The following is a 21164-nucleotide window of genomic DNA, read 5'->3' on the forward strand; positions in this document are numbered from 1 at the left end:
CACCTCCTACCCATGACGGCGTCCGGCCAATCGCTACTCGGCGTGCGCCCCGGCGCCGGCCGAGGCCTCGCCCCGGCCCACCCAGACGGTCTTGGTGTTGCAGAACTCGCGCATACCCAGCGCGGACAGCTCCCGGCCGTACCCGGAGTTCCGCACCCCGCCGAACGGCAGCTCCGGAAACGAGGTCGTCATCCCGTTGACGAAGACGCTGCCGGCGTCCAGGTCGGTGGCGAAGCGCTCCTGCTCGTCCGGGTCGGTGGTCCAGGCGTTGGAGCCGAGGCCGAAGGCGGTGCCGTTGGCCACCTCGATCGCCTCGGCGTACGAGGAGACCCGGTACAGCCCGGCGACCGGCCCGAACACCTCCTCGGGCCACATCCGCATCTGCGGGGTCAGGTCGGTGACCACGGTCGGCGGGTAGAACCAGCCGTCCCCGGCCGGCTTCTCGCCGCCGCACAGCACGGTGGCGCCGTGGTCGACCGCGTCCTGCACCTGGGCGTGGATCTCGTCCCGGCCGCCGGAACTGGCCAGCGGCCCCACGTCGGTGCCGGCGTCCATCGGGTCGCCGACCCGCAGCGCGGCCATGTTCGCGGCGAACCTCTCGGCGAACGCGTCGAAGACGTCGGTGTGCACGATGAACCGCTTCGCGGCGATGCAGGACTGGCCGTTGTTCTGGCAGCGGGCGGTGGTGGCGACCTCGGCGGCCCGATCCAGGTCGGCCGAGGGCATCACCACGAACGGGTCACTGCCGCCCAGTTCCAGCACGGTCTTCTTCAGCTCCCGGCCGGCGATCTGGGCGATCGAGCGGCCGGCGCGCTCGCTGCCGGTGAGGGTGGCGGCGCGTACCCTCGGGTCGCTGAGGATCTGGTCCACGGCGTCCGAGCCGACCAGCAGGGTGCTGAACGCGCCGTTCGGGAAACCGGCCCGGCGGAACATGTCCTCCAGGTAAAGGGCGGTCTGCGGCACGTTCGAGGCGTGCTTGAGCAGGCCGGTGTTGCCGGCCATCAGGGCCGGGGCGGCGAACCGCATGACCTGCCAGAGCGGGAAGTTCCACGGCATCACCGCCAGCACCGGCCCGATCGGCTGATACCGGACGAAGGCGCGGGTGGCGTTTACGGCGCGGGCGTCGGCCGGCTCGTCGGCGAGCATCCGCTCGGCGTGCGCGGCGTAGAACCGGCAGGCCGCCGCGCACTTGGTCACCTCGGCCTGCGCGGCGGCGTACGTCTTGCCCATCTCGGTGGTCATCAGCCGGGCGGTGTCGTCGCGCTCGGCGTCGAGCAGGTCGGCGGCGACGCTCAGCCACCGTCCCCGCTGGGCGACAGTGGTCCGGCGCAGCTCCCGGAAGGCCAGGTCGGCCCGCTCGATCGCGGCGTCGACCTGCTCGACCGACATCGGGTCGTACGACTTGAGCACCTCGCCGGTGGCGGGGTTGGTGGTGGCGATGGGCATCTCGTACTCCTGTCACTCGAACAGCGAGTGCCGCGCGCCCGGCTGCTCCCGGCGGCGCGCGGCACGGCGGCGCTGGATGACGAAAAGGTCGACCACGGCGACGGCGGCGAAGACCGCGCAGACCACGCCCAACCACACCACGCCGGCCCAGAACGCCAGCACGGCGAAGACCGCCATGGTCACCAGCCCGAAGCCGGCGAGCACGAGGCGCAGGTTGAGCGCGCTGTACGCGTGGCCCACCGTCCCGCGGGCACGTCGGGGCTGCGATCTCGTCATCCCTGCGGGCTACCCCCGATCGGCCCGGTTAACCGACCCGGCCGCGCCAAGATCATCATGAGGTGCCGGATGTTGTGGTGTCGGAGCGCCGAAAGAGCGCAACATCCCGCACAGCGCGGGGCACCAACCCGGCGCGGGGGCCGGCCACCCGGCCGGCTGGTCCCACCCTTCGGGCAGCCCGGCGGGCCGTGACACACCTGTCGTGGGGTGCGTTACACCGGCCCGCCGAAACGGTGCCGTGGCCGGCCCGGCCCGGGAGGATGGGGGCATGACCACGACCCACGCGGCGCCCGTGACCGCCACGACCTACGGGCCGGTGACCGCCGCGGCCGACGGGGCGCCGGTGACCGCCGCGACCGACGGGGCGCCGGTGACCGTCGCCATCGCCCGGCGCGCCGATCCCGCGCGCAGCCACGAGATGGTCGCGTGGATGCGGGCGGGCACCGGGCTGGCCGAGAGCTTCCCGGGTTTTCTCGGCGCCGGTTGGGTGCGCAACGCCCCGGGCTCGCCGGAGTGGCACATGCTCTACCGCTTCGCCGACGCCGAGACGCTGCGCCGCTGGGAGGAGTCGCCGCAACGGCACTGGTGGCTGACCTCGGCCCAGGGCATCGTCGAGCACACCCGCACCGAACGGCGGACCGGGATCGAGGGCTGGTTCGACCCGCCGGTCGAGCACGCCGTGGAGGTGGCCACGCCGGTGGGCGCCGAGCCGGTCGCGCCGGCGGCGCCGCCCCGGTGGAAGCAGGCGGTGACGATCTGGCTCGCGTTCTTCCCGCTGAGCCTGACCGCGACCCTGCTCACCGGCCGGTTCGCACCGGACGTCCCGGTGGCCGTCCGCACCCTGGCCATGACGCTGTGCCTGACCCCGCTGATGACCTACCTGGTGCTGCCCCGGATCACCCGGGCCCTGCACTGGTGGCTGCACGGCCAGCCCGCCCCGTGGCGCACGCCCCACTGAGCCCCCTCTACCACGGACAGCACCACGACGGGACAGACTGCCGGAAATCCGACAGCAGGCCACCCCCCGACCCGGTGGCCCGCATAGGGTTACCGCGCTGTCGCACTCTGCCGCCGGACTGGGGAAGCATGCCTCGACGCTGGGTCGCCGCCGTCGCCTGCCTGGCGGCCCTGGTCGCGCTCGCCTGCGAGGACGGGGGCAACGCCCAGCCCCGCCCCTCGGGCGGGTCGCCCGCGCCCGGCACGCCGGCCGCCATGGCCGCGCTGGGCGACTCGATCAGCGCCGGCTTCGGCTCCTGCCTGATGCTCAGCTCGTGCGAGCGGAACTCCTGGTCGACGGGGGACGGGCTGCGGGTGGACAGCCACTACCAGCGGCTGGTCGACCGGAACCCGAAGCTACGCGGGAAGGCGTACAACCACGCCAAGCCGGGCGCGCGGGCCGCGGCGCTGGCCGGGCAGGCCGAGGCGGCGGTACGCGACCGCGCCGACTACGTCACGGTGCTGATCGGCGCGAACGACGTGTGCCGCGACGACGTCGACGCGATGACCCCGGTGGCCACCTTCCGCAGCGAGCTGGACCGGGGCCTGCGGGTGCTGCGCAAGGGCCGCCCGAAGGCGCGGGTGCTGGTGGTCAGCATCCCCGACCTGTACCGGCTGTGGGAGGTCGGGCACACCGACTCCCGGGCGCTGCGGGCCTGGCGGCACGGCATCTGCCCGGCGCTGTTGGCCGACGCCACCTCGACCGCGCCGGCCGACGTGGCCCGCCGGGCCCGGGTGCGGGACCGGATCGACGCGTACAACGCGCAGTTGAAGGCCGCCTGCCGGGCGTACGGCTCGCGGTGCCGGTACGACGGCGGGGCGGTGCACCGGGTGCGCTTCACCCTCGACCTGGTGAACGCGCTGGACTGGTTCCACCCCAACGTCGCCGGGCAGGGCCGGCTGGCCGACGCGACCTGGCGGGCCGCCGGCTTCGACTGACCCCGGCGGGCCGCAGGCTCCGATCGACCCCGGCGGGCCGCCGCCTCCGACCGGCCCCGACCCCGGCGCTCAGCCGGCGGGGTCGACCGGGCCCGTACTGCGGTAGAGCTGCCGGGACCGCTCGGCGAGGTCCTTGGTGGCCGACGAGTTGGCCCAGGTGCCGAGGATGATCGCCGCGCCCGGGATCACCTTGGCGAAGACCCGCTTCGCCGCCCGCACCCCGGCCATCTGGGCCAGCCGCACGCCCAGCCGGATCATCACCTTGCCGAGCGCGGTCTGTCCCCCGGAGCCGAACAGCGCCCCGGCCCGCTCCCGCCCGGCGGCCACGCCCAGCGCCAGCCGGGCGGTCCCGGCCACCTTGTGCACCCGCTGGAGCACCAGCAGGTCGGTGGCCCGGTCGGGGTGGGTCGGATCGACCCCGTGGGCCGCCGCGATGTGCAGCACCATCCGGGCCTGCGTCCAGGCCAGCACCCCGACGTCGAGCACCGCCCCGGGCAACCCGGCCACGCCCGAGACCGCGCCGGAGAGCCGGGCCCGGGTGACGAACTTGCGGACCGCCTGCTCGACCAGTTCCTCCGCCGGCACGCCCGGCCGCTCCGCCCGCGCCCGGGCCGCCCACTGGGCCGCCTCGGGTCCGAGCCGGCGCACCGCCTCCAGGGCGAGGTGCTCCGGCGCGTACTGCGGGTCCTCCCGCATCCGGTCCCAGAGCCGGGCCGGCGGCGCCTCCGGGGCGTCCTGGGCGGCGGCCGGGGCCACCGCCGGCGGACGCGGCGCGGCCGGCTCGGGGACGGGGAGGCTGGGCTGGCCGTCGACGGGGGCGGAGTCGGTCACGGAGGCTCCCGGGGATCGGTGACGTGCGGGTACGACGGCGCCGGCGCTCAGCGCCGGGTGGACAGGCGGGAGGCCAACTGCTTCAGCTTGCGCTGGGTCTCCGGCTTCGCCAACTCGCGGCGACCCCGGTCGACGATCTGCTGTCCCTTCGGGGACCGGAGGAACTGGCTGATCCGCTGCACCAGTGCTGACATGTCGTCCTCCTGTCGGTTACCTCCATCATGTGTACCCCGTCGGGGCAACCGCCACGCGTCCACTGTGGTCGTCCGGGGCGCGCCCCGGCCCGCCGCGGCCGGGGGTCACTTCCCGGCGGTCAGGTGGGCGTCGACCACCTCGGCCGCCCGCCACTCGTGCTGGGCGTACAGGTCCGGGTACGCCGAGATCTGCACGGCCTGGGCCGCCACGGTCAGCGGCAGGTCCCGCCAACCCGGGACCTGCTGGAGCGCGGTGAGGAACTGCCGGGTGGCGAACGCCGGGTCCATGAGCTGACCCACCTCGCCCCAGCCGCTGCTGGCCCGCTGCTGGAACAGTCCGACCGAGTCGTGGTCCCAGCCGATCCCCTGGTGCGGGTACTCCTGCGACTCGGGCAGCACGCCGCTGGCCACGTTGTAGAGGTTGCTCTCCTGCATCGCTGTCGCCACGGCGATGACCAGCCCCCTGCGGGGCACCCCCATCGCCCGGCCGGTCCGCACGATCACCTTCGCGTTGGCCATCTGCGCCTTGGTCAGCCCGGCGACCGGGGCGGGGTCGGCCGGTCGTACGGGCCGCTTGCGGGGGGCGGGCGCGCGGGTGGTGTCCGGATCGGCGGTGCTGGCGGAGGCGGACGGGGCCGGGGCGGAGGGGCTGACGGACGCGGACGGGGTCGACATCCGGTCCAGCGACCGGGAGGCCGCCTCGGCGGCGGCCCGCCGCTCCAGGTCGGCACCGGCGATGGCCGCCGCGCGGTCGGCGGTGTCCGCCGTCCCCTGGCAGGCCTGGGCGAGGGCGGCCAGACCGAGGCAGCAGGTCACGCCGGCGGCCAGGGCCACCGCGGCCCGCCCGGGCCGACGCTCCGGGCCGCCCGGGGCGGCGGGACCGGACGCGGAGCGACCGGGGGCGAGCAGGTTACGCCACCGCCCGGAGCGGGTAGTCACAGCAGCAGCGGAGGGAATCCGGTGGGGCTCGGGGCGTGCGCCGCCGGTAGTGGGGGTGGCCGGGCCTTGCTGGTCGTCGAGGGTGCCGTCGTCACGCATCCGATGAGACTAGGCGGATCAAATCCGGATAACCCAGGGCCATTGGGTGGCCATCGCCACACTTCCGCCCCGCCCCGCCGGGCACCCCGACACCCGCCGGGCCGCACCGGCACGAGCCGGGCGGACCGGACGAACCTCCGGGCCCGGCGGAGGCGCGCCGAGCCGGGCAGCTAACGCCCACGGAGGCCGGGGAGGTCGACCCCTCCCCCGTTCAGCCAGTACCTGATCCACCATCCGGCCACCGGCGGGCCGGACGACGCCGCGGGCCGGGGTGTTCACCCAATTGTGATCATGAACCTTCCGGCGGACCGTCCGAGGCAGGAATGCACGAGGATGGCGGGTACGTTCCCCGAACCGGGAGCCGTGCGCGACGCGGCGCCCCGTTGGCACATTCCAGGGAGGTCCGCACCGGTGCTCGACCCACACGAGCTCTACGAGCTCTCCGACGAGCTGCCCGACCTCGGGCAGCCGGTCCTCATCCAGGCCCTCACCGGCTTCGTCGACGCCGGAAGCGCCACCCGGCTGGCCAGGGAGCAGTTGCTCACCTCCCTCGACGCGCGCCCGATCGCCCGCTTCGACGTCGACCAGCTCTACGACTACCGGTCCCGTCGCCCACCGATGACCTTCGTCGAGGACCACTGGGAAGAGTACGAGGCACCCCGGCTGGAGGTGCACCTGCTGCGCGACGACGACGAGACACCCTTCCTGCTGCTCACCGGCCCCGAGCCGGACCTCCAGTGGGAGCGGTTCGTGGCCGCCGTCGGCGGGCTGTCGGCCCGGCTCGACGTCCGGCTCACCGTCGGGCTCAACTCGATCCCGATGGCGGTGCCGCACACCCGGCCGACCGGGGTGACCGCGCACGCCACGCGGCGCGAGCTGATCTCCGGGTACGAGCCGTGGCTGCAACGCGTCCAGGTCCCCGGCGGCGTCGGGCACCTGCTGGAGTTCCGCCTCGGCGAACAGGGCCGCGACGCGCTCGGCTTCGCCGCGCACGTGCCGCACTACGTCGCCCAGGCCGAGTACCCGGCCGCCGCCGAGGTGCTGCTCGCCTCGGTGTCCCGCAGCACCGGGCTGCTGCTGCCCCGCGACGGGCTGCGCTCGGCCGCCGAGGTGGTCCGGGCCGAGATCGACCGGCAGGTCGCGCAGACCGAGGACGCCGCCGCCCTGGTGGCGGCGCTGGAGGAGCAGTACGACGCGTTCGCCCGGGGGCGGGGCGAGAAGAACCTGCTGGCCGCCGAGGCCGGCCCGCTGCCGACCGCCGACGAACTGGGCGCCGAGCTGGAACGCTTCCTGGCCGAGCAGGGCCGACCGGGCGACACCCCGGGGAGCTGACCCGGCGGCCGGGGCGGGGATGCGGCAGGCTGGGGGCATGCGCCTGGCGACCTGGAACGTGAACTCGGTGAAGGCCCGCCTGCCCCGGCTGCTGGACTGGCTGGCCACCACCGGCCCCGACGTGGTCTGCCTCCAGGAGACCAAGTGCCCCGACGGGGCGTTCCCGGTGGCCGAGGTCGGCGAGCTGGGCTATACGGTGGCCAGCCACAGCGACGGCCGGTGGAACGGGGTGGCGATCCTGTCCCGCGTCGGCCTGGCCGACGTGACGGTCGGCTTCCCCGGCGAGCCGGGCTTCCCCGAGCCGGAGGCCCGGGCCATCTCGGCCACCTGCGACGGGCTGCGGGTCTGGTCGGTGTACGTGCCCAACGGCCGGACCGTCGACGACCCGCACTACGCGTACAAGCTGGCCTGGTTCGCGGCGCTGCGCGACGCGCTGGAGCCGGAGCTGACCGGCGGGCCGGCGGTGGCGGTCTGCGGCGACTTCAACGTCGCCCCGACCGACGCCGACGTCTGGGACCCTGCCCTGTTCGCCACCTCCACCCACGTCACCCCGGCCGAGCGGGCCGCCCTGGCGGCGCTGCGCGACCTGGGGCTGCACGACGTGGTGCCCACCCCGATGAAGGGACCGCACCCCTACACCTACTGGGACTACCGGGCCGGGATGTTCCACCAGAACAAGGGCATGCGGATCGACCTGGTGTACGCGTCCGCGCCGTTCGCCCGGGCGGTCCGCACCGCGTACGTCGACCGGGAGGCCCGCAAGGGCAAGGGGCCCTCGGACCACGCCCCGATCGTGGTGGACGCCGACCTGGTGCCGGCCGTCGAGACGTTCTGACCCACCCGCCCGGCCGCGCCGGCCGGTCCCCGGGACTGCCGGCTGGTTAGGGTGGAGCCATGGCAGTCGTGAAGATCAACGCGATCGACGTACCCGAGGGCGCGGGCGAGGAACTGGAGCGGCGGTTCGCGGCCCGGGCCGGCGCGGTGCAGGGCTCCCCCGGTTTCCTCGGCTTCGAGTTGCTGCGCCCGGTCGGCGGCGAGAAGCGCTACTTCGTCTACACGAGGTGGGAGACCGAGGAGGCTTACCAGGCGTGGGCCGCCGGGCCGTCCCGGGCCGCGCACGCCGGCGGCGAGGGCGGCGAGCAGCGGCGTCCGGTCTCCTCCGGCGCCACGCTGCTGGAGTTCGAGGTGGTGCAGCAGGTTCCCGGCCAGTCCTGACCCGTCACGGTCGGCGGATGCCGACCAGCGAGGCGAAGGCGAGCCGCACGCTGACGGCCGAGCAGCACGCTGACGACGTGGCCGATCCCAGCGGCCGACAACCAGAACAGGCCCCGGCACTAGCCAGGGGCCTGTTCGTGCCGCCGCAGTCAGCCGATCGCCTTCGCCAGCGCCACGAAACCACGCCACGCCAGTCGTTATCCCGGTCGGGCGACCTGCTTGGTTCCCGCCGCGCAACCAAGCGCCATGATCGTCTGCTGAAAACGGACACGACACGCCGCGCCAGTTCTCCCTAAACGACAGACGATCATGAGACGACGCGCGCGGGGCGACGCAGGGCAGGGAAGGAGGAGATGAGTGCGAGGGGTAGTGGTTGCTCTGGAACGGGAGCGGGGCGCGTCTACGTGAGAGTGCAGTGACTGTGCCCGGGATCAGCCGCAGTCAGCCGAGCGGGCCGATCGCCTTCGCCAGCGCAACGAAACCACGCCACGCGCCCGGAGCGAACGTCAACATGCCGCCGTCGCGGTCCTTCGTGTCCCGCACCAGGACGACACCGGGAAGATTGTCGGCGACCTCGACGCACGATCCGCCGTTGTTACCGCTCTTCGTGCTCTTACGCCACTGCGCGCCGGTCAGGTCCATGATGCTCTGCCGCTTTCGTGATGAGGTCTAGTGACTGTGCCCGGGAGAGGGCTTCGCCCCGAATTCGCTCCCACCGTAGAACGAGCGTAGCAACGTCTGCGGTCTCGGTAACGATCTCCGCCCGCGCCTGGCTGTCGACGTGGCCGACCTGTTCGCCATCGGGTAGCTCGGCGAGAATCAGCGGCCCGCCAAGCCCCGGGTACATGCCAACCGACGCGGGAACCACGAAGACCTGCACGCAGGGCAGCCGCGCGCACGCCGCGAGGTGTTCACACTGCTCGCGCATCAAGTCCCGATCGCCATCTACAGGCCGCCAGAGGACCGCTTCGTCAATGACTGCGATCAGCAGCGGTGGCCGGTCTCGATGCAGGACGGCTTGCCGACCCACCCGTGCCTCGACCAACTGTTCGACCTCGCTGGCCGACAGAGACTCGCCGGCCAATGTCGCCCGTGCGTATGCCTCGGTCTGGAGCAGCCCCGGCACCCATGCCAGCTCGAACCACCGCAGCGCGACTGCCGCCCTCTCCCAGTCGACCCACTGGCGGAGCCATACCGGATCGCGCCGCTTCGAAATGTTCGGCCAGAGATCGGCGACTTCACGGTCAAAGGAGAGCGGCAACCTTCGCCCGGTGACGGGACTGCGGGATATGCCCTGGGTTTGCCCACCGGGCCGCTGTCTTCGGATCAACGCCTATTTGGGCTGCGAGGATCTCGGCCGTGAGCCCGGCAGCCGTCATCGCCTCGATTACGGCATGGTTCATCCAGTGTCCTCTCCGGATATTCCCAGGTGCCGTCATTCCATATTGCTACGCGGTGTGTTTGTCTCGCAACCCTCGGGAAGCTGCTTTCAGGACGGCGTGGCCGGTGGAGGGGTGACCCGGCGGTTCGCGTTCGTCGAGGGGGCCGCCCCGGTCCTTCCCTGCGCGTGACGAGCGGGCGGTCCCCCTCTCCAATCTCGACGGATAGGGGAGGCCATGTCGCACCGAAGAGGGCGGCACCGGTCCCGGCAGGGCCGGCACTGCGCCTGTCAGGTCTGCCGGGCGTACCGCGCGGCGAAGCCGAAGCCCGATCCCGCGCCGGCCGACCCGAAGCCCACGCCGAGGCCGGCCCCGCCGCCCCGGGACCCGGTCCCCTACGGCCCGCCGCTGGTCGGCCCGCTGATCCCGCCGTACCGGGGACCACGCAACGACGTGTCGACGCGGGTCGCCCCGGGCCCGGCCGGCGAGCCACGTACGCCGGGGCAGCTCCGGCTGGGGAACGGGGGCCGGCGGTGAGACAGCGGAATCCACACCCGCCCCGCACAGGGCGTACCCGCGCGCCGGCCCTGGCGGACCACTTCCCCCTCGGGCCGGCGTGGACCTGCCAGCGCTGCGGGCGGCCGTACCCCTGCCCGACCTGGACCGGGATCCCGCTGGACAACCGGCTCCGGACCGCGCTGCTGTTGCAGGGGTTCCTGCGGATGGCGCAGCAGGCCGTCCGCGACCTTCGCGGCCGACCGGGCGGCCCGACGCCCCCGGAGATCGTCCGGCGCTTCCTGTGGTTCGTGCCGCTGACCGACGACGAGGCGCGGGCGATCGCGCCGCGGGTGCGCTGATGTCCCGCGCCGCCCGCCCGCACCTGCCGGTCCGCCCGATCTGGCTGTGCCGCGTCTGCGGCCACCCGTGGCCCTGCGGCGAGGCGCGACTGTCGCTGCTGGTCGAGTACCGGGGCAACCGGACCGCCCTACTGATCTACCTGGCCACGCTGAAGGAGGAGGCGGCGACACAGCTCGCGCAGTTGACGCCCGGCACGCCGCCGACCGACCTGACCGACCGCTTCCTGTCCTGGGCCCGCGCCCGTGGCTGACCGGGGGCTGGCGGCGGCAGGGTGCCCGGACCAGTAGTGCCGGTCGCGTGACTGCTGTTGTTGATCACGCCGAGACGAACAGGCCAGGGCGCGGCCCCTTCACCACGTTTCCGTCAGGGACGGCGGGTGTCGACCAGCGAGGCGAAGGCGACCACGTTGTCGGCGTAGCCGGTCCGCCCGCCGACCCACTGGCCGCCGCAGGTGATCAGCCGTAGTCCCGGCGGCCCGTCGTCGCCGTACACCCGCGCGGCGGGCAGGGCGCCCTTGTCGAAGTGCTCGACCGAGTCCACCGCGAAGACTGCCACGTCCCCGTCGGCGCGGGTCACCTCGATCCGGTCACCGGTCTTCAGCCTGCCCAGGTCGTAGAAGACCGCCGGGCCGCTCTTCGTGTCCACGTGCCCGACGATCACCGCCCGACCCGGCTCGCCCGGGGTCGGGCCGCGGTCGTACCAGCCGGTCTCGTCCGCTCTCGCCAGCGGCGGGACCTCGATCGACCCGTCGGGCGCCTGCCCGACGGGCGCCACGGGCGCGGAGACCCTGATCGCCGGCACGGCCAGGGAGACCGGGCGGCTGGCCGCCAGCCCGGGGGCGTCGGCGGCGGAGGCGGCGGGCCGGCCGGTCCCGGTGACCCAGTCGAACGGCCCGGACGCGCGGCCCAGCCCCGCGCCGGTGGTGAAGACGCCGACCAGCACCAGGACCACGGCGATCGGCAGCGACCAGGGCCGGCGCTCCGCCGGCCGCCCGGCACCGGCCGGCGCGGCGGTCGACCGGGGTACGCGCACGGACGCCACGGCCGGACTCACCGCCCGGCGGTGCCGCGGCGGACGCGGGGCCGGCGTCTGGTGACCACGCCGATCGTCACCCCGGCCACGGCCAGCGCCACGCCCCCGGGCAGCAGCAGCCCGCCGGTGGCCGCCCCGGCGGTGCCGCCGAAGCCGGTGTTCGGGCCCCGGCTCGGGTGCTGTGCCGCCGGGTGCGTCGGGTGCCGGACCGGCTCGTGCGTCGGCCTGTGGGTGGGCGAGGGCGGGTGCGAGGGTGTGCGCTTGACCACCTGGAGCATCGTGCTCGCGGTCTCCCCGCCCCGGCACTCCAGCTTGACCGGGTAGTTGCCCGGCCAGGTGCGCTCCCGGACCATCGGGGACGCCGTCAGCAGGCCGCTGTCCGGACGGGCGGCGACCCGGCCGAAGGCGTCGGAGACCACGATGGCCGGCACCGAGTTGTCGTGGCAGCTCGCCCTGATGCCGACCAGGTAGCCGGGCTGCACCGTGCCGGGGCTGACCTCGACGAAGACGAGCCAGCCGGGCTGGCCGCGGTCGGGTTGGCCGCCGCCCGGCGGCCCAGCCGACGGCTCCGACGCCGGGGCGACCACAGGGACTCCAGCGGCCCGCTCCGACGCCGGGGCGACCGCAAGGACTCCAGCAGCCCGCTCCGACGCCGGGGCGACCGCAGGGGCTCCAACGGCCCGCTCGGACGCCGGGGCGGCGACGGGGGCGTCGGCGGCCCGTGCGGCCCCCGCGAGTGGGCCGGCGACTGCGGCGACCGCGACCGCCAGCGCGGCGCCGAGGCGGGTGGCTGACTCCATGGCACCTCCCGACGCGGTAGCGCGACGCCGGGCGGCGACCGCCCGGCCTGCCGTACGGGACGGGTCCCCCGCCCCGGTCGTACATCACATCCGGTCCGGCGCGGTCGTCGCGTACGCTCGGGTCGCTGTGACCTCCACCGACCCGAACCCCGCCGCGACCGTGCCGCCGCACGCGTCCCGGATCCGTACCTTCCACCCCCGGCGCGGCCGGATGAGCGACCGGCAGGTCGACGCCCTGGACCGGCTCTGGCCGGCGTACGGCCTGACGATCACCGACGACCTCGCCCCGGTGGACCTGGCGGCGTTGTTCGGCCGCCGGGCCCCCGTGGTGCTGGAGGTCGGTTCCGGCATGGGGGACGCCACGGCCGAGATGGCCACCGGCGACCCGGACCGAGATTATCTGGCCGTCGAGGTGCACACGCCCGGAATCGCCAACCTGCTGGGCCTGGTGGAACGCCGTGGCCTGGGCAACGTGCGGGTGGCGCAGGGCGACGCGCTGGACCTGGTCCGGGCGCTGCCGGAGGGCTCGCTGGACGCGGTGCACGTGTTCTTCCCCGACCCGTGGCCGAAGTCGCGGCACCACAAGCGGCGGATCATCCAGCCGGCGCACGTGGCGCTGTTGCGCTCCCGGTTGGTCCCCGGCGGGACGTTGCACTGCGCCACCGACTGGGCCGAGTACGCCGAGTCGATGCGCGAGACGCTGACGGCCGACCCGGGGCTGGCCGACGTGCACGGCGGGTACGCGCCGCGCCCCGCCCACCGGCCCGTCACCAAGTTCGAACGCCGCGCGCTGACCGCCGGTCGCCCCGTCTTCGACCTGATCCACTGGCGGGAGTGAGCGGCGGCGCCCCCTGTCGTCGGACGAGGGCCACCTCCTGACGGCCGCCGCCTGACGGATGGGCAATGGCCCGGTTGGCGCGGGAGGGCCTGCGGCAGGCACGATGGACGGGCTATGACGCTCACCGCCGCGCTGCCGACAAGCGCCGACCCCGACACCCTCTTCGACGCGTTCGCCGACTGGGCGAAGCAGCGCGGCCTCGACCTCTACCCCCACCAGGAGGAGGCGGTCATCGAGATCGTCTCCGGCGCGAACGTGATCATGAATACGCCGACCGGCTCGGGCAAGAGCCTGGTGGCGATCGCCGCGCACTTCGCCGCCCTGGCCGACAGCCGGACCACCTTCTACACCGCCCCGATCAAGGCCCTGGTGTCGGAGAAGTTCTTCGCCCTCTGCGAGGTCTTCGGCGCCGACAACGTCGGCATGCTGACCGGCGACGCCAGCGTCAACGCCGACGCCCCGATCATCTGCTGCACGGCCGAGATCCTGGCCAACCTCGCGCTGCGCGAGGGCGAGCGGGCCGACGTCGGCCAGGTGGTCATGGACGAGTTCCACTTCTACGCCGAGCCGGACCGGGGCTGGGCCTGGCAGGTGCCGATCATCGAGCTGCCCCAGGCGCAGTTCGTGCTGATGTCGGCCACCCTCGGCGACACCACCCGCTTCGTCGACGATCTCACCCGGCGCACCGGCCGGCCGACCGCCGTGGTGCGCTCGGCCGAGCGGCCGGTCCCGCTCCTCTTCTCGTACGCGATGACGCCGCTGCACGAGACCCTGGAGGAGCTGCTGGAGACCAAGCAGGCCCCGGTGTACGTCGTGCACTTCACCCAGGCCGCCGCGCTGGAGCGCGCCCAGGCGCTGATGAGCGTGAACGTCGCCACCCGGGCCGAGAAGGACATGATCGCCGAGGCGATCGGCCGGTTCCGGTTCACCTCCGGGTTCGGCAAGACCCTGTCGAGGCTGGTCCGGCACGGCATCGGCGTACACCACGCCGGCATGCTGCCGAAGTACCGCCGGCTGGTGGAGACCCTGGCCCAGGCCGGGCTACTCAAGGTCATCTGCGGCACCGACACGCTCGGGGTCGGCATCAACGTGCCGATCCGCACGGTGCTGTTCACCGGCCTGAGCAAGTACGACGGCGTGCGTACCCGGCTGCTCAAGAACCGCGAGTTCCACCAGATCGCCGGCCGGGCCGGCCGGGCCGGCTTCGACACCCTCGGCCGGGTCGTCGTGCAGGCCCCCGAGCACGTCATCGACAACGAGAAGGCCCTGGCCAAGGCGGGCGACGACCCGAAGAAGCGGCGCAAGGTGGTCCGCAAGAAGCCGCCGGAGGGTTCGATCGGCTGGGGCCGGCCCACCTTCGACCGCCTGGTGGAGGCCGAGCCGGAGCCGCTGACCTCCAGCTTCCAGGTCAGCCACTCGATGCTGCTCAACGTCATCGGCCGCCCCGGCGACGCGTTCGCCGCGATGCGGCACCTGCTCACCGACAACCACGAGGACCGCGCCGCCCAGCGCCGGCACATCCGCCGGGCGATCGCCATCTACCGGGCGCTGCGCGCCGGCGGAGTGGTGGAGGAGCTGCCCGAGCCGGACGAGACCGGGCGCAGGGTCCGGCTCACCGTCGACCTCCAGCTCGACTTCGCGCTCAACCAGCCGCTGTCCCCGCTGGCGCTGGCCGCCATCGAGCTGCTGGACGCCGCCTCCCCGTCGTACGCGCTCGACGTGCTGTCGGTGATCGAGTCGATCCTCGACGACCCGCGCCAGGTGCTCTCCGCGCAGCAGTTCAAGGCCCGTGGCGAGGCGGTCGCCGCGATGAAGGCCGAGGGCATCGAGTACGAGGCCCGCCTCGAACTGCTCGACGAGGTGACCCACCCGAAGCCCCTCGCGGAGCTGCTGGAGGCCGCGTACGAGATGTACCGGCAGGGACACCCGTGGGTGGCCGACCACCAGCTCTCCCCCAAGGCCGTCGTGCGGGACATGTACGAGCGGGCGATGACCTTCACCGAGTACGTGCAGTTCTACTCCCTCACCCGGTCCGAGGGCCTGGTGCTGCGCTACCTCGCCGACGCGTACAAGACGCTGCGGCAGACCGTGCCCGAGGACGCCAAGACCGAGGAGCTGGTCGACCTCATCGAGTGGCTCGGCGAGCTGGTCCGCCAGGTCGACTCCAGCCTGATCGACGAGTGGGAGCGGCTGCGCAACCCGTCCGACGTCGCGGAGGCCGCCGAGGCGTACGCCGCCCTGGCCGACCGGCCGCCGGCGGTCACCCGCAACGCCCGGGCGTTCCGGGTGCTGGTGCGCAACGCGCTGTTCCGCCGGGTCGAGCTGGCCGCCCTGCGCCGCTGGGACCTGCTCGGGGAACTGGACGCCGGGGACGGTTGGGGCGCGGACGCGTGGGCCGACGCGCTGGAGCCGTACTTCGAGGCGTACGACTCGATCGGGGTCGGGCCGGACGCCCGCGGCCCGGCGCTGCTGATGATCGACCAGGGCCGGGAGCGGTGGACGGTCCGGCAGATCCTCGACGACCCGGACGGCGACCACGACTGGGGCATCAGCGCCGAGATCGACCTGGCCGCCTCCGACGAGGTGGGCGCCGCCGCCGTCCGGATCACGGACGTCGGCCAGCTCTAGCCGATCGCCGCAGGAGGGGCAGTCCGGTTGTCCGGACTGCCCCTCCTTTTCGCTGGGCGATGTCAGAGGTGTCGATTAGAATGTATGTACTAAACCAAGTCCTGACCTGGGAGGACTTCCGTGACCGCGCCCACCCCCAGCACCCTCCCGCCCTACGCCACCCTCCTCGGCTTCACCCGGTACGTCGACCGCACCGGGCCCACCAAGGCCAGCTTCGTCGGTGGCCTGCGCAAGCAGCGGGCCAGCCGGCACGGCTTCAACCCGCACGGGCAGTTCGTCAAGGCCCTCAAGGCCGACGTCGCGTTCCACACCGGCGGCACCCACCTGGCGCAGGTCGCCGACGTGGTCAAGCCGCGTTGGCGCCCGCTCTACCAGGCGCTCGTGCCGGGCGCGACGGCCTGGCTGCGCTCCCTCGGCGAGCCGACCGGCGTCGACCTGGCCCAGACCCGCGACGCCCTGGCCATGCTCGGCGACCTCCCCGTCAAGATCAACCCACAGTTCGGCATCCGGTACGCCGACGACGGCCGGGCCGAGGCCGTCCGCCTGCACTTCGACGAGGCCCCGCCCAGCGAGGAGGCGGCGCTGGCCACCCTGCACCTGATGGCCCGACACATGGACGCCGTCCTGCCGCACGCCGAGCCCGTGCTGGTCGACGTCCGCCGGGGCGAGGCGTACCGGATGCCGGACAGCGTCAAGCCCCAGCAGGTCGAGCAGTGGCTCGCCGGCGAGGCCGCCGCCTTCCGCGCAATCTGGTCCACCGCCGCCTAACTCGGAAGTAGACCTACTTCCTCCCGATTAGGGCCGCTTCGCGAAGCGGAGTGGCAGCGACTAACCCTCTCCCCCCACCCCCCTCCCCCCACGCCCCCGCCGGGTGGCGTGGCGCAAATTCACGGAATGAGTGGCTATTCCTCGTGGAATAGCCACTCATTCCGTGTAAATGCGAGGGAGGAGGGCGGAGGGGAGGGGTTGTCCACAGGGGGTTTCGGAAGGTGGGTGGGTGCGTCAGGGTGGGAGGGTGGCTCGCATTCCTCGTCGGCCGGCCGAACTGGTCGGGCAGGTATTCTACGCCCGGGACGCGGTTCGTCGCGGCCTGCTGAGCAAAAACGACCTACGTAGCAGCGCGTGGCGGCAGGTTCTCCACAATGTCTATGCCGACGCCCGTATCGAGATAACGCACCTGACCCGGTGCCGGGCCGCGGCGTCGTGGCTCTTCCCACCCGGATGCGTCGTCGCGGGTAGATCGGCCGTCGCCGTACTCGGCGGGCCGACACCGGGGCCACACGAGCCGGTCGAGGTGCTGGTCCATCCGACCTCCCGTTTCGGTCCCCTCGCCGGCCTGCTCATCCATGTTGCCGGGTGGCGCGAGGGCGAGTCGCGGCTGATCGACGGAATGCGTGTCACCACGGGCATCCGCACCTGCTGGGACCTCGCCTGCTGGCTGGACACCGTCGAGGCAGTGGCGCTGATCGACGCGTTGCTGCACAACCGAGCCGTCCAGGCCGCCGACCTCACGGCGTACCTGGCCCGGCGTCGGGGTCAGCGGGGTGCCCGGAAGTTCGCCGAAACACTGAGCCTGGTCGACGCAGGCGCGGAGTCCCTGCCCGAGTCGCGGCTGCGAGTGCGACTCGTCCGCGCCGGGCTGCCCCGGCCGGTGACCCAACACGTGGTCACCCGGAACGGTCGATTCGTGGCGAGGGTCGACCTCGCCTGGCCGGACCTCAAGGTGGCCGTCGAGTACGACGGCCGCTGGCACCACGACCCGGATCAGTTCCACCGCGACCGGCAACGTCTGAACCAACTACTCGGTGACGGCTGGGTGGTCCTGCACGTGACGAGCAAACGGATGAGAGAGGACTTCGACGGTGTGCTGACGGAGATCCGTTCCGCCCTCCACTCCCGCCGCTCCGCCCGTTGACCTTCTGCATTTACAGAGAAAGGGTGGCTGTTCCAGGCGGAACAGCCACTCTTTCCGTGAATTTGCGCGCCGCCGCAGGTGGGAGGGGGTGGGGTGGGCGGGTTAGTACTCCAACGTCATTTTGGTTCGGCGTTGGGCGTGGCGTGCGCATGAGGACGGCCACCGCGTTGATCATCGATGGTTTGTGAAGACAAACGAAGATCATGCGGTGGCCGCGTGCCACAGCGTAGACCCCGACCGGTGGCGGGTCATCCTGGACGAGGCGGTGGCGCGTGTCGCCGGCAGGTTCGCCCGGGCGGAACCGCGTGCGACCGCCGGGCAGTTCGTGGAAGGGTTGCTCTCGGGTCTGGAACGCAAAACCTGCTGGTCCCTCGCGGAGCGGGCTGGTCACGCCGATCCGCAGGCGATGCAACGGCTGCTGCGCACGGCGGTGTGGGACGCCGACGCCGTCCGCGACGACGTACGCGCCTGGCTGGTCGAGCGGCTCGGCCACCCCGACGGGGTGCTCGTCGTCGACGAGACCGGGTTCCTGAAGAAGGGCGGGTGTTCGGTCGGGGTGCAGCGGCAGTACACCGGCACCGCCGGCCGGGTGGAGAACGCCCAGGTCGGGGTGTTCCTGGCCTACGTCACCGGGCACGGGCGGGCGATGATCGACCGCAGGCTCTACCTACCGCAGACGACCTGGTGCCAACAGCCGCAGCGTCTCGTCGCCGCCGGCGTTCCCGACGAAGTCGGGTTCGCCACGAAACCGGCCCTGGCCCGGCAGATGATCGCCGCCGCACTGGACGCCGACGTCCCGGTCGGGTGGGTGACCGGCGACGAGGTCTACGGCGCTGACCCCGGCCTACGCGCCGACCTGGAACATCGCAGGATCGGCTACGTCCTGGCAGTCGGCTGCGACCGACGCGTGCACGTCAACGACGGCCGCACCCTGATCCGTGTCGACGACCTCGCCGACGGGATCCCCACCACCAGCTGGCAGCCGCACAGCTGCGGGCCTGGAGCGAAAGGCCCCCGCGACTACCTATGGGCGTGGATCACCACCGCCACCACACCCGGTGAGCACCGGTGGCTACTCATCCGCCGCAACCACACCACCGCAGAGCTGGCCTACTACCTGTGCTGGTCACCCCGCCCGGCGCCACTACACACCCTCGTCAGGGCGGCCGGCTCCCGCTGGAGCATCGAGGAGCTGTTCCAGACCGGCAAAGGCCAGGTCGGCCTGGACCACTACCAGGTCCGCGGCTGGACCGGCTGGCAGCGGTTCGTCACCCTCGCCATGCTCGCACTGGCCGTCCTGACCATCCTCGCCGCGCAACAGCCCTGCCCCGAGCCCGAGACCATCGCGCTGACCGTCGCCGAGATCCGCCGACTCCTCAACACCTTCGTCCTCGCCATACCGCTACTCCCAGCGCACACCCTGCACTGGTCGATCTGGCGGCGAACATCCCAAGCCCGAGCCCGCCGGTCCCACTACCAGCGCAGACTCGCTCACCACATCAGCCCAAAGATCAAGTGACGTTGGAGTATTAGGAGAGGTACTTGTCCAGGTCGTCGATGATCCTGTTGGCGGCGCCGACGCCGATGCCGGTCATCCAGACCTCGTCGGAGACCGGGTACGCCTTGCCGGCCTTGACCGCGGACAGGCCCTTCCAGAGGGTGCCGCCGGTGACGGTGCTCTGCTCGGCGGCGGCCTTCTCGCCGAACGCGGTCACGAAGATGACGTCGGCGTCGACCTCGTTGACCCGCTCGGGGCTGACCGCGTCGAAGCGCTTGTCCGCCTTGCCGGCGAGTTGCTGCCGCTCGGGGCGGCCCAGCCCGGTGTCACCGACCACGATGCCGGAGAAGGAGTCCGGGCCGTAGACCCGGATCGCACCTGGCATGAAGCGCACGATGGAGATCTTCCGCTGGGCGGCGTCGCCGAGCTTCGCGCCGAAGTCCGCAGCCCGCTTCTCGTACGTGGTGAGCAGGTCACGGGCCTGCTGCTCCTTGCCGAGGGCCTTGCCGTCGAGGAGGAGGTTCTCCTTCCAGGTGATGCCCACCTGCTCGGTGAACACCGTGGGGGCGATGGCGGTCAGCTCGTCGTAGAACTTCTCCTGGCGGAACTTGCTGCCCAGGATCAGGTCGGGCTTGAGGGCGTTGATCGCCTCCAGATCGGGCTCGGTGAGCACCCCGACAGCCTTGATCCCGGCGAGCTTCTCCTCGCCGAAGTAGGTCGGCCAGCCCTTCGCCTCACCGGCGGTGGCCGCGCCGACCGGTGTGACACCCAACGAGAGTGTGGTGTCGATCTTGTCCGTGTCGAGGACGACGACCCGCTTGGGGTCGGCCGGCACCTTGGTGGTGCCCATGGCGTGGGTGATCTCCCGGGTCTCCCCGGCGGCGGTGTCGGCGACGGGGTCGCTCTCTCCGCAGGCGGTGAGTCCGACGCCGAGGGCGACGGCCGCGGTGAGCACGGCGGCGAGACGACGCATCGATGTTTCCTTTCGAGGAGTTCAGCCGGCCAGCGGGCCGGCAGAGGAGGTGACGGAGGAGGCGGCCCGGGCGGGGGCGGCCAGGGAGACGCTGGTGAGGGCCGGCACGACCAGGGGCGCGCCGGTCACCGGGCAGGGCACGACGACGCAGTCGAGCCCGAAGACGTCGCGAACCAGCTCCGCGGTGAGGATCTCCCGGGGCGGGCCGGCGGCCACCACCCGGCCGGCGCGCATGGCGATCAGGTGGTCGGCGTACCGGGCGGCCTGGTTGAGGTCGTGCAGCACGGCGACCACGGTCCGGCCCCGTTCGACGCGCAGCCGGTGCAGCAGGTCCAGCACCTCCACCTGGTGGGCCAGGTCGAGGAAGGTGGTCGGCTCGTCCAGCAGCAGCGCCTCGGTGTCCTGGGCCAGGGTCATCGCGATCCAGACCCGCTGCCGTTGCCCGCCGGAGAGGGTGTCCACCGGCCGGTCGGCGAGGCCGGACACGTCGGCGAGCGCCATGGCCTCGTCGACGGCGGCGCTGTCCCGCTCCGACCACTGCCGCCACCACCGCTGGTACGGCTGGCGGCCCCGGCCGACCAGGTCGGCGACCGTGACCCCTTCCGGCACCAGCGGGCTCTGCGGCAGGACACCGAGGCGCTGGGCGACCTCCCGGGTCGGCAGGTCCCGGATCGCGGTGCCGTCGAGCAGCACCGCGCCCCGGCGGGGAGTGAGCAGCCGGGCCATGGTGCGCAGCAGCGTCGACTTGCCGCAGGCGTTCGGCCCGACGACGACTGTGAAGGCATCGGCGGGCAGCGCGAGGTCGAGGCCGTCCAGGACGGTCCGCTCGTCGTAGCCGACGACCAGGTCGCGGGTGGAGAGCATCGCGGCTCCTCGGGTGGGGACGACGGGCGGGGAGGCGGCAACGTCGGGGGATCCGGCGGGCGGGGAGGCGGGGGTGCCGGCGGGGCCGGTGGTCCGGGGTGCGGGGGCGGTG

Annotated in this window: 24 protein-coding genes and 1 pseudogene; 14 read left to right on the forward strand and 11 right to left on the reverse strand. The window is 73.0% G+C overall.

The features are described 5' to 3' along the window. Positions 1 to 33: 33 nt before the first annotated feature. Positions 34 to 1446: an NADP-dependent succinic semialdehyde dehydrogenase gene (locus tag OOK41_RS23995; protein WP_266266780.1), complete on the reverse strand. Its 1413-nt coding sequence runs from the start codon at positions 1444 to 1446 to the stop codon at positions 34 to 36. A 12-nt stretch (positions 1447 to 1458) separates the two neighbouring features. Further along, positions 1459 to 1722 (reverse strand): DUF6343 family protein, encoded by a 264-nt coding sequence (locus tag OOK41_RS24000; protein ID WP_117669415.1) that lies wholly within the window; start codon positions 1720 to 1722, stop codon positions 1459 to 1461. A 268-nt stretch (positions 1723 to 1990) separates the two neighbouring features. Here OOK41_RS24000 and OOK41_RS24005 point away from each other — a divergent pair, with 268 nt between their 5' ends. Further along, positions 1991 to 2680, forward strand: coding sequence for an antibiotic biosynthesis monooxygenase (locus OOK41_RS24005; RefSeq protein ID WP_266266781.1), 690 nt, complete (start codon positions 1991 to 1993; stop codon positions 2678 to 2680). Between the two features lie 128 nt (positions 2681 to 2808). After that, entirely contained in the window at positions 2809 to 3657 is an 849-nt protein-coding gene (locus OOK41_RS24010; protein WP_117669417.1) for a GDSL-type esterase/lipase family protein, read from the forward strand. A 69-nt stretch (positions 3658 to 3726) separates the two neighbouring features. Here the strand turns inward: OOK41_RS24010 and OOK41_RS24015 are convergent, their stop codons facing one another. The 3 genes from OOK41_RS24015 to OOK41_RS24025 all read right to left on the reverse strand — a co-directional run bounded on the left by OOK41_RS24015 (position 3727) and on the right by OOK41_RS24025 (position 5621). Then, a complete protein-coding gene (locus tag OOK41_RS24015) occupies positions 3727 to 4488 on the reverse strand; it encodes an EcsC family protein (protein ID WP_266266782.1) in 762 nt (253 codons plus the stop codon). A gap of 47 nt (positions 4489 to 4535) precedes the next feature. Then, positions 4536 to 4682, reverse strand: coding sequence for a hypothetical protein (locus OOK41_RS24020; RefSeq protein ID WP_266266783.1), 147 nt, complete (start codon positions 4680 to 4682; stop codon positions 4536 to 4538). 105 nt (positions 4683 to 4787) lie between these two features. Further along, a complete protein-coding gene (locus tag OOK41_RS24025; protein WP_266266784.1) occupies positions 4788 to 5621 on the reverse strand; it encodes a peptidase M23 in 834 nt (277 codons plus the stop codon). Between the two features lie 510 nt (positions 5622 to 6131). On the opposite strand from OOK41_RS24025, the gene OOK41_RS24030 reads away from it, so the two are divergent. From OOK41_RS24030 to OOK41_RS24045, 4 genes are read left to right on the forward strand one after another with little or no spacing between them, the layout of a single operon-like run. Further along, positions 6132 to 7052, forward strand: coding sequence for a proteasome assembly chaperone family protein (locus OOK41_RS24030; RefSeq protein WP_266266785.1), 921 nt, complete (start codon positions 6132 to 6134; stop codon positions 7050 to 7052). A 37-nt stretch (positions 7053 to 7089) separates the two neighbouring features. Continuing rightward, positions 7090 to 7887 (forward strand): exodeoxyribonuclease III, encoded by a 798-nt coding sequence (locus OOK41_RS24035; protein WP_266266786.1) that lies wholly within the window; start codon positions 7090 to 7092, stop codon positions 7885 to 7887. Between the two features lie 59 nt (positions 7888 to 7946). Next, entirely contained in the window at positions 7947 to 8267 is a 321-nt protein-coding gene (locus tag OOK41_RS24040) for an antibiotic biosynthesis monooxygenase (RefSeq protein ID WP_117669422.1), read from the forward strand. A gap of 17 nt (positions 8268 to 8284) precedes the next feature. Beyond that, positions 8285 to 8563: a hypothetical protein gene (locus OOK41_RS24045; protein ID WP_266266787.1), complete on the forward strand. Its 279-nt coding sequence runs from the start codon at positions 8285 to 8287 to the stop codon at positions 8561 to 8563. 145 nt (positions 8564 to 8708) lie between these two features. Here the strand turns inward: OOK41_RS24045 and OOK41_RS24050 are convergent, their stop codons facing one another. Next, on the reverse strand, positions 8709 to 8909 hold the full coding sequence (locus tag OOK41_RS24050; RefSeq protein ID WP_117669423.1) for a DUF397 domain-containing protein: 201 nt from the start codon (positions 8907 to 8909) through the stop codon (positions 8709 to 8711). Beyond that, positions 8881 to 9670 (reverse strand): annotated as a pseudogene (locus OOK41_RS24055) (Scr1 family TA system antitoxin-like transcriptional regulator). The gene OOK41_RS24050 and the pseudogene OOK41_RS24055 overlap by 29 nt, the downstream one beginning before the upstream one ends. A 213-nt stretch (positions 9671 to 9883) precedes the next feature. On the opposite strand from OOK41_RS24055, the gene OOK41_RS24060 reads away from it, so the two are divergent. From OOK41_RS24060 to OOK41_RS24070, 3 genes are read left to right on the forward strand one after another with little or no spacing between them, the layout of a single operon-like run. Next, positions 9884 to 10183 carry a hypothetical protein gene (locus tag OOK41_RS24060; protein ID WP_266266788.1) on the forward strand — a complete coding sequence of 100 codons (300 nt, stop codon included), beginning with the start codon at positions 9884 to 9886 and terminating at the stop codon, positions 10181 to 10183. After that, complete coding sequence (locus OOK41_RS24065) at positions 10180 to 10503, forward strand: hypothetical protein (protein ID WP_266266789.1); 324 nt, start codon at positions 10180 to 10182, stop codon at positions 10501 to 10503. Before OOK41_RS24060 ends, OOK41_RS24065 begins: the two co-directional genes overlap by 4 nt. Beyond that, positions 10503 to 10754, forward strand: coding sequence for a flavin reductase (locus OOK41_RS24070; RefSeq protein ID WP_266266790.1), 252 nt, complete (start codon positions 10503 to 10505; stop codon positions 10752 to 10754). The genes OOK41_RS24065 and OOK41_RS24070 overlap by 1 nt, the downstream gene beginning before the upstream one ends. Before the next feature lie 113 nt (positions 10755 to 10867). Here OOK41_RS24070 and OOK41_RS24075 read toward each other — a convergent pair whose 3' ends face one another. Together OOK41_RS24075 and OOK41_RS24080 are read right to left on the reverse strand one after the other, a co-directional pair. Next, a complete protein-coding gene (locus OOK41_RS24075) occupies positions 10868 to 11545 on the reverse strand; it encodes a class F sortase (RefSeq protein ID WP_266266791.1) in 678 nt (225 codons plus the stop codon). Positions 11546 to 11553: 8 nt separating this feature from the next. After that, complete coding sequence (locus OOK41_RS24080; protein ID WP_266266792.1) at positions 11554 to 12336, reverse strand: hypothetical protein; 783 nt, start codon at positions 12334 to 12336, stop codon at positions 11554 to 11556. Positions 12337 to 12547: 211 nt separating this feature from the next. Between OOK41_RS24080 and trmB the strand changes: the two genes are divergently transcribed. The 5 genes from trmB to OOK41_RS24105 all read left to right on the forward strand — a co-directional run bounded on the left by trmB (position 12548) and on the right by OOK41_RS24105 (position 19236). Then, positions 12548 to 13174 carry a tRNA (guanosine(46)-N7)-methyltransferase TrmB gene (trmB, locus tag OOK41_RS24085; RefSeq protein ID WP_266267961.1) on the forward strand — a complete coding sequence of 209 codons (627 nt, stop codon included), beginning with the start codon at positions 12548 to 12550 and terminating at the stop codon, positions 13172 to 13174. 114 nt (positions 13175 to 13288) lie between these two features. Beyond that, positions 13289 to 15802, forward strand: coding sequence for an RNA helicase (locus OOK41_RS24090; RefSeq protein WP_266266793.1), 2514 nt, complete (start codon positions 13289 to 13291; stop codon positions 15800 to 15802). Between the two features lie 120 nt (positions 15803 to 15922). Next, positions 15923 to 16570, forward strand: a complete 648-nt coding sequence (locus OOK41_RS24095) for a hypothetical protein (RefSeq protein ID WP_266266794.1) — start codon at positions 15923 to 15925, stop codon at positions 16568 to 16570. A gap of 526 nt (positions 16571 to 17096) precedes the next feature. Continuing rightward, positions 17097 to 17717, forward strand: a complete 621-nt coding sequence (locus tag OOK41_RS24100; protein WP_266266795.1) for an endonuclease domain-containing protein — start codon at positions 17097 to 17099, stop codon at positions 17715 to 17717. 265 nt (positions 17718 to 17982) lie between these two features. Further along, complete coding sequence (locus OOK41_RS24105) at positions 17983 to 19236, forward strand: IS701 family transposase (protein ID WP_266267818.1); 1254 nt, start codon at positions 17983 to 17985, stop codon at positions 19234 to 19236. Between the two features lie 10 nt (positions 19237 to 19246). Here OOK41_RS24105 and OOK41_RS24110 read toward each other — a convergent pair whose 3' ends face one another. Then, complete coding sequence (locus OOK41_RS24110) at positions 19247 to 20188, reverse strand: ABC transporter substrate-binding protein (RefSeq protein ID WP_266266796.1); 942 nt, start codon at positions 20186 to 20188, stop codon at positions 19247 to 19249. Positions 20189 to 20209: 21 nt separating this feature from the next. Beyond that, complete coding sequence (locus tag OOK41_RS24115; RefSeq protein ID WP_266266797.1) at positions 20210 to 21052, reverse strand: ABC transporter ATP-binding protein; 843 nt, start codon at positions 21050 to 21052, stop codon at positions 20210 to 20212. Between the last annotated feature and the right edge of the window lie 112 nt (positions 21053 to 21164).

Origin of the sequence: Micromonospora sp. NBC_01655 (assembly GCF_026339755.1) — a bacterium.
Lineage (GTDB): Bacteria > Actinomycetota > Actinomycetes > Mycobacteriales > Micromonosporaceae > Micromonospora.

Coding starts and splice junctions, on each gene's coding strand:
- OOK41_RS24070 (WP_266266790.1), top strand. CDS start 10,503: ATGTCCCGCGCCGCCCGCCCGCACCTGCCGGTCCGCCCGATCTGGCTG.
- OOK41_RS24035 (WP_266266786.1), top strand. CDS start 7,090: ATGCGCCTGGCGACCTGGAACGTGAACTCGGTGAAGGCCCGCCTGCCC.
- OOK41_RS24115 (WP_266266797.1), bottom strand. CDS start 21,052: ATGCTCTCCACCCGCGACCTGGTCGTCGGCTACGACGAGCGGACCGTC.
- OOK41_RS24110 (WP_266266796.1), bottom strand. CDS start 20,188: ATGCGTCGTCTCGCCGCCGTGCTCACCGCGGCCGTCGCCCTCGGCGTC.
- OOK41_RS24005 (WP_266266781.1), top strand. CDS start 1,991: ATGACCACGACCCACGCGGCGCCCGTGACCGCCACGACCTACGGGCCG.
- OOK41_RS24010 (WP_117669417.1), top strand. CDS start 2,809: ATGCCTCGACGCTGGGTCGCCGCCGTCGCCTGCCTGGCGGCCCTGGTC.
- OOK41_RS24020 (WP_266266783.1), bottom strand. CDS start 4,682: ATGTCAGCACTGGTGCAGCGGATCAGCCAGTTCCTCCGGTCCCCGAAG.
- OOK41_RS24050 (WP_117669423.1), bottom strand. CDS start 8,909: ATGGACCTGACCGGCGCGCAGTGGCGTAAGAGCACGAAGAGCGGTAAC.
- OOK41_RS24040 (WP_117669422.1), top strand. CDS start 7,947: ATGGCAGTCGTGAAGATCAACGCGATCGACGTACCCGAGGGCGCGGGC.
- trmB (WP_266267961.1), top strand. CDS start 12,548: ATGAGCGACCGGCAGGTCGACGCCCTGGACCGGCTCTGGCCGGCGTAC.
- OOK41_RS24045 (WP_266266787.1), top strand. CDS start 8,285: ATGCCGACCAGCGAGGCGAAGGCGAGCCGCACGCTGACGGCCGAGCAG.
- OOK41_RS23995 (WP_266266780.1), bottom strand. CDS start 1,446: ATGCCCATCGCCACCACCAACCCCGCCACCGGCGAGGTGCTCAAGTCG.
- OOK41_RS24060 (WP_266266788.1), top strand. CDS start 9,884: ATGTCGCACCGAAGAGGGCGGCACCGGTCCCGGCAGGGCCGGCACTGC.
- OOK41_RS24090 (WP_266266793.1), top strand. CDS start 13,289: ATGACGCTCACCGCCGCGCTGCCGACAAGCGCCGACCCCGACACCCTC.
- OOK41_RS24080 (WP_266266792.1), bottom strand. CDS start 12,336: ATGGAGTCAGCCACCCGCCTCGGCGCCGCGCTGGCGGTCGCGGTCGCC.
- OOK41_RS24000 (WP_117669415.1), bottom strand. CDS start 1,722: ATGACGAGATCGCAGCCCCGACGTGCCCGCGGGACGGTGGGCCACGCG.